General features: G+C 71.6%; 6 protein-coding genes and 1 pseudogene. 4 read left to right on the top strand and 3 right to left on the bottom strand.

Annotation, left to right across the window (positions count from 1 at the left end; translation table 11 throughout):
* The 3 genes from HMPREF3086_RS15610 to HMPREF3086_RS15600 form a co-directional block, all read right to left on the bottom strand.
* Positions 1 to 846, bottom strand: an 846-nt coding sequence (locus HMPREF3086_RS15610; protein ID WP_070722822.1) for a lytic transglycosylase domain-containing protein, incomplete at its 3' end; no start/stop codon positions are given.
* Between the two features lie 125 nt (positions 847 to 971).
* Entirely contained in the window at positions 972 to 1,523 is a 552-nt protein-coding gene (locus tag HMPREF3086_RS15605; RefSeq protein WP_061227645.1) for a DUF1003 domain-containing protein, read from the bottom strand.
* Positions 1,520 to 2,830, bottom strand: coding sequence for a magnesium transporter MgtE N-terminal domain-containing protein (locus HMPREF3086_RS15600; RefSeq protein ID WP_007631682.1), 1,311 nt, complete (start codon positions 2,828 to 2,830; stop codon positions 1,520 to 1,522). The genes HMPREF3086_RS15605 and HMPREF3086_RS15600 overlap by 4 nt, the downstream gene beginning before the upstream one ends.
* A gap of 12 nt (positions 2,831 to 2,842) precedes the next feature.
* Here HMPREF3086_RS15600 and HMPREF3086_RS15595 point away from each other — a divergent pair.
* From HMPREF3086_RS15595 to HMPREF3086_RS15580, 4 genes and pseudogenes are all read left to right on the top strand, one after another.
* Positions 2,843 to 3,934: pseudogene (locus HMPREF3086_RS15595) on the top strand (CoA ester lyase); the annotation flags it as partial.
* Complete coding sequence (locus tag HMPREF3086_RS15590) at positions 3,931 to 4,437, top strand: YflT domain-containing protein (RefSeq protein ID WP_061227646.1); 507 nt, start codon at positions 3,931 to 3,933, stop codon at positions 4,435 to 4,437. The pseudogene HMPREF3086_RS15595 and the gene HMPREF3086_RS15590, both read left to right, overlap by 4 nt.
* On the top strand, positions 4,437 to 5,042 hold the full coding sequence (locus HMPREF3086_RS15585) for a suppressor of fused domain protein (protein WP_082767582.1): 606 nt from the start codon (positions 4,437 to 4,439) through the stop codon (positions 5,040 to 5,042). Before HMPREF3086_RS15590 ends, HMPREF3086_RS15585 begins: the two co-directional genes overlap by 1 nt.
* 132 nt (positions 5,043 to 5,174) lie before the next feature.
* A complete protein-coding gene (locus tag HMPREF3086_RS15580) occupies positions 5,175 to 6,089 on the top strand; it encodes a glycine betaine ABC transporter substrate-binding protein (RefSeq protein ID WP_246831018.1) in 915 nt (304 codons plus the stop codon).
* Positions 6,090 to 6,108 lie beyond the last annotated feature (19 nt).

The following is a 6,108-nucleotide window of genomic DNA, read 5'->3' as shown; positions in this document are numbered from 1 at the left end:
GGCGGTCGGCTCGCCCTCCCAGCCCTCGGGGCAGCGCTCCGGTGGCCGCGGGGGCTCGACCGTGGGCTCCGGTCGGTGGATCTCCGGCAGATCGGAGGGCAGCGGGAAGGCGTTGACCGCGTAGCCGTGCGCCCACGCGTTGACGTTGGCCACGTACGCCAGCGAGTTGTTGTAGGCCAGGATCGCGCGGGTGCGGGCCGCCGGGTCCGCCATCGACCCGCCCTGGTTGCACAGGAGCGTCGCCGCGGACAGGGCACCGTCGTAGATGTTGTTCGGATCGGCCACGCCGTCGTCGTTGCCGTCGCGCCCGAGCGTCGCCCAGGTCGACGGGATGAACTGGACGGGTCCGACGGCACGGTCGAAGTCGGGGTCGCCGTCGAATCTGCCGCCGTCGGTGTCGGTGATGACGGCGGTGCCCGGCAGGGAGCCGTCGAGTCGGGGGCCGACGATCCGGCCGATGGTGTTGCCGCGCACGTCGAAGAGCCCGCGGCCCTGGTTGGACTCGACCTGACCGATCCCGGCGAGGACGGTCCAGTCCATCTCGCAGGCGGGGCGCTCCGCGTTGAGCCGCTCCGTCGCGCGGTGGTAGGCGTCCAGGGCGATGCCCGGGATCCCGAGCGGTCCGTCGGGGATCGTCGCCGGCTCGATGTGCGCGGCGCCGGGGTCGACCGGCGGCTCCGGGATCTGCTCCGAGGTGGTGGGGTCGGTGGTGGGAGGGGGCGGCGTCGTCGCGGGAGGCGGCTCCGGCGAGTACTCGGCCAGCGGCGTGATGTCAGGTGCGGCGGGGCGGCTCGTGTCGATCGTGAGCCCGACCGCGGCGAGGACCGTGATGGCTCCGACGGTCACGGCTGCACTGGTGAGCACCCGGCGGTCTGCAGTGTGCGCGATTCGGCGCAAGATTCTCCCCCTACGACGTAACGGACGGCGCCACGGCCGTGCACCGCCCCCGCGACGCTTCGTCTGGGGCGAGGTTACCCCCGGCCCCTGTCGTCTGGATCGGTTTTCCCGCCATCGGCGTTACCGCCGCCGGTGGAGAGCCCGGCCAGCATCGTCTCGATCCGTTCCACGGAATCCCGCAGGTCGTCGAGCTCGCGGCGCAGGTAGTCACGCGTGACGGTCTCGCCCACCGACAGGCGTACCGACGCGAGCTCGCGGGCGAGGAATTCCGTGTCCGCCTTGGTCTGGGTGGCCCGGAGCCGGTCCTCCTTGACGGACTCCTTGTCGCGGTCCTCCTGACGGTTCTGCGCGAGCAGGATGAGCGGCGCGGCATAGGCGGCCTGGGTCGAGAACGCCAGGTTGAGGAGGATGAACGGATACGGATCGAACCGCAGCGCCACGACCGCGACATTGATGACGATCCACACGATCACCACGACCGTCTGGATGAGCAGGTACATCCCGGTGCCGAAGAACCGGGCGACGGCCTCGCTGTACCGGCCGACCGCGTCGGAGTCGAAGCTGATCCGGGGTCGGCGGGACGTCATCGGGGTGGACAGCGACGACCTCACGGTGGGTTCGGTCATCGCGCCGTCTCCGTGTCGTCGTGCAGGTCCATGTCCCGCCAGTCGTCGGGCAGGAGGTGATCCAACAGGTCGTCCACCGCGACCGCTCCGAGGAGGTGCCCTTCGTCGTCGACTACGGGGCCGCACACCAGGTTGTAGGTGGCGAAGAAGCGGGTCACCGCGTCCACCGAGTCGGTGGGGCGCAACGCCGACAGGCTCGTGTCGACCGTCTCGGCGACCATGGCGGACGGGAGCTCGCGCAGCAGCGCCTGGATGTGGACGCAGCCCAGGTACTTGCCCGTCGGGGTGGCCGTGGGAGGGCGGACGACAAAGACGAGGCTGGCCAGAGCGGGACTGAGGTCGGGGTTGCGACAGTGCGCGAGCGCCTCCGCCACCGTGGTCTGCGGCGAGAGGATGATCGGTTCGGGCGTCATCAACCCGCCGGCCGTGTCGGCGTCGAAGGTCAGCAGGCGCCGGACGTTCGACGAGTCCTCGGGGTTCATCCGCTCGAGATACGACTCGGCGTCCTTCTCGGGGAGCTCGCCGAGGAGGTCGGCCACGTCGTCGGGGTCCATGGCCTCGAGAACGTCCGCCGCACGCTCGAGTTCGAGCCGGGTGACGATCTCGGTCTGCTCGTCGTGGGGGAGCTCCTGCAGGATATCGGCCAGCCGTTCGTCGTCGAGGGTGCGCGCGACCTCGAGTCGACGCACCTCAGGCAGTTCGCGCAGGGCGATGGCGACGTCCGCCGGACGGAGGTCGGCGTACTGCTCGACCAGGCTCTCGGCGCCGTGCTCAGGGGTGCCGATCGCGTCGTCCAGGCCCCTGATGCGGTTCCACGGGTGGATCGACACCTCCCCGCGCCGACCGAGGGGGGAACGCCCGCGGCGCTCGCGGACGGCGAGCCGCGACACGAGCCAGTCCCGCGAGCGTTGGCGTTCGATCTCCACGTCGACGACCTGGTACCGGGTCGGGCGGTCCGGGTTCCCGGAGCGCTCGCCCGCGGGCTGGTCGCGCTCGACGCCGATGACCGAGTCCACGAGGGCGCCCAGGACGAGATTCTCCCCGGGCCTGGACTGGAACCGGTGCAGGTTGATGGTGCCCGACACCAGCGACACCGACCGCGGATCGATCGAGGCGACCCGGAGCATGGGCACGAAGATCCTGCGCCGCGTGGGTAGCTCGACGACCAGCCCGATGACCCGCGGGGGTTTGTGCCCGGAGCGCATCGTCACCACGACATCCCGGATGCGTCCGATGTCGTCCCCGTCAGGGCCGATCACGGGCAATCCGGCTAGCCTGGCGACGAAGGCCTTGTTGAGGTTCGCCATGCAGACCAACCTAGTCACCGACAGGCGGCGCCCGCCCGCCGTACCGGACGTAAGGGAGTGCCACCCACGATGACCGCAGCCCCCCACGCGACAGCCGCGCCTTCGGAGGACGCCGCCTCGGCGATCGCGGACCTGCGCGCCCGGCCACGGCGCACGGTCCTCGCCGTGCCCGGCAGCAGTGTGAAGATGATCGACAAGGCGCGGGGACTGCCAGTGGACGAGGTCTTCCTGGATCTCGAGGACGCGGTGGCCGGCCCGGCGAAGGAGGAGGCGCGCGAGAACGTCGTGGCCGCTCTCGGCCGGGGTGGGTTCGCGGCGCCCACCGTGGTGGTGCGCGTCAACGCCTGGGACACCGAGTACACGGTCCGCGACGTCACGGAGGTCGTCGGTCGGGCGGGTGCCCACGTCGACGCACTGCTGCTGCCCAAGGCGCGGACCGCGGCGGAGGTCGCCGCGCTCGACCTCGTGCTGACCCAGGTGGAGAAGGCCGCGGGCCTGCCGGTCGGTCACATCGGGATCGAGCCGCAGATCGAGGACGCCCTCGGTCTGACCAACATCGACGCGATCGCGACGGCCAGCCCGCGGGTGCTCACGCTCGTGTTCGGTCCCGCCGACTTCATGGCCTCCATCGGGATGCGCACGCTGACGGTGGGGGAGCAGCCGGACGGGTACGCCCCGGGCGACGCCTATCACCACGTGTTCATGACGATCCTGGTGGCCGCCCGCGCGCACGGCCTTCAGGCCATCGACGGTCCGTTCCTCAGAGTCCGCGACGAGGACGGTTTCCGCCGCGCGGCGGCCAGCACCGCCGCCCTCGGGTTCGACGGCAAGTGGGTCCTGCACCCCGCGCAGGTCGACGCGGGTAACGAGGTGTTCAGCCCGCGTCAGGACGAGTTCGACAAGGCCGAGGCCATCCTCGAGGCCTACGCGCGCTCGACCTCGGTGGAGGGCGGCGCCCGCGGTGCGGTGATGTTCGGTGACGAGATGCTCGACGAGGCCAGCCGTAAGATGGCGTTGGTCGTCTCCGCCCGTGGCCGTGCGGCCGGGATGACCGTCTCGGATCGGGACCCCGCCGGGAACGAAACGGAAGGACGGACCTCATGACCACTCCCGTGAACCCGCGGGGCGCGCGCGCCCGGGGCGCCCAGACGCCGGGTCTGCCCACACCGCCCACCGGGTGGGTCGTCGGCTCCTACCCCACGTACGCGCAGGCCCAGGCGGCGGTCGATCACCTCGCCGACGAGGACTTCCCCGTCCACGAGGTCACGATCGTCGGCGTCGATCTCATGCAGGTCGAGCGGGTCACGGGCCGACTCACCTGGCCGAAGGTCCTGCTGGGCGGGCTGGCGACCGGCGCGTGGCTCGGCCTGTTCATCGGCCTGCTCCTGGGCATCTTCACGCAACCCATGTGGGGCGTGGTGCTGACCGGTCTGGTCGGCGGCTCCGTGTTCGGCGTCGTCTCGGCGTCGCTGTCCTACGCCGCGACCCGCGGGAAGCGGGATTTCGCGTCCACCTCCCAGCTGGTCGCGGGCCGCTACGACGTCCTGTGCGAACCCGCCAACGCCGAGCGGGTGCGCGACGAGCTCGCCCGGCTCGGGCTGAAGTAGTGCTACCGGGAGGCCCTGCGGACGGGTCGACGGTTCCGGCGGCGGTACGCGCTCACCTGGAGGAGCGCTACGGACCGGAGCCGCAGGAGGCGTCGGTGACGTTCCTCGGCACCGCGCCGATCCGGATCCTCCGGTTCGTGGACTTGGAGAGCGGTGTGGTGCGGTACGTCTCGCTGGGGTGTTCGGCCGAGCCGATGGGGGATCCGTCGGCGCTCGTGCCCGATCCGACAGCGCCGCGCGCGGAGCTGAGCCTCGTGCTCCGGGGCGGTGTGGACGGCGTGGTGCGCGCCCTGGCCGTGCTCGCGGCCGCGCCCGCGGTGGAGGGACTGGTCTTGTCCGAGGGCGCGCTGATCGACCTGGGCGAGCCGCTGTGGCCCGGCGCGGCGTTCACCGCCGTGGTGCTGCGTGCCCCCGAGATCCCGGACGTCGAACTGCCGGGTGACGCGGCACCCGTCCGGGTGTTCCGGGCCGTGCCGGTCACCCACACGGAGGCGGCGTGGGTCCGTATGAAGGGTGCGGCCGAACTCGAGGAGGCGTGGGCGGAAGCCGGGATCGACGTCACCGATCCCGCCCGGTCCGCCGTGAACCCCGGCCTGACCCGCTGACGGACGGCCCGTCGACTCCGGACGGCGACCACGTGGGGCCTCGGCGTGACGGCGCCGGGACGGTTCTGGGACACTGTCGGACGAGATGTCCGCGCTGACGGGTGCGGTCGGTGTGAGGAAGGACGTGGTCGGGTGCTGCGGACGGTGGGGCGGCCCGGGAGGCGCGCGGTGGCGCTCGCGGGTGTGGTGGCGATGGCTCTGTCCGGCTGTCAGGCGCAGTCGTCGATCGTGCCGGCGCACCGGGACGACCCGGTGGCGGTGATCGAGACGGCCTCGTTCGGTGAGGCGGAGATCGTGGGCCACATCTACGGCAACGCGCTGGTACGGTCCGGCTCGCGGGTGACCGCGCGACCCCAATCCGGGACCCAGGCGGAGGTCGTGGAGTCCGTCGTCGCGGGAGACGCGACCTTCACGGTGGGATTCACCGGTGAGCTCCTGGGAGCCTTCGACCCCGGTGCGACGGCGACCGAGGGGGACGAGGTGTATGCCGCGATGATGGCCGCGCTACCGGAGGGGGTCACCGCCGCGGACCCGGCACCCGCCGAGGACGCGCCGGTGTACGTGGTCACGCGCAACACGTCGGAGACCCGGGGATTGCGGACGATGTCCGACCTGGCCGGTCGGTGCGGTGACCTCACGCTCGGCGCGAGGCAGGAGGCCCTCGCTGACGGCGACCTGGCCGCCGCCGTGGGAGAGACGTACGACTGCGGTTTCGGCCGTCGGATCCCGTTGGGGCCGAATCCTCGTGCGGTGTTCGACGCCCTGCGTGCGGGGGAGATCGGCGTGGGGTTGGTCCAGTCGGCCGACCCGGTGGGCCTCCCCGAGGACATCGTGACACTGGACGACGACGAGAACGCGGTCCGCGCCCAGAACCTGGTGCCCGTCTTCCGCAAGGGCTCGCTCTCGGAGGACCAGTTGAGTCTGATCAACCGGATCAGCGGAGAGCTGACCACCGACGACGTGCGTGAGCTGCTGCTGGGTGTGGAGTTCGGAACGGCCACCCCCGTCGCCCTGGCCAACTACTGGTTGGACTCGCACGGGTACTGACCGGCCCGTCGGCGGCGAG

The sequence above is a fragment of the Dietzia sp. HMSC21D01 genome (assembly GCF_001815995.1).
Lineage (GTDB): Bacteria > Actinomycetota > Actinomycetes > Mycobacteriales > Mycobacteriaceae > Dietzia > Dietzia cinnamea.
The sequence above is the reverse complement of the archived record's forward strand: the minus strand, read 5'-3'. Positions and strand labels throughout refer to the sequence as shown.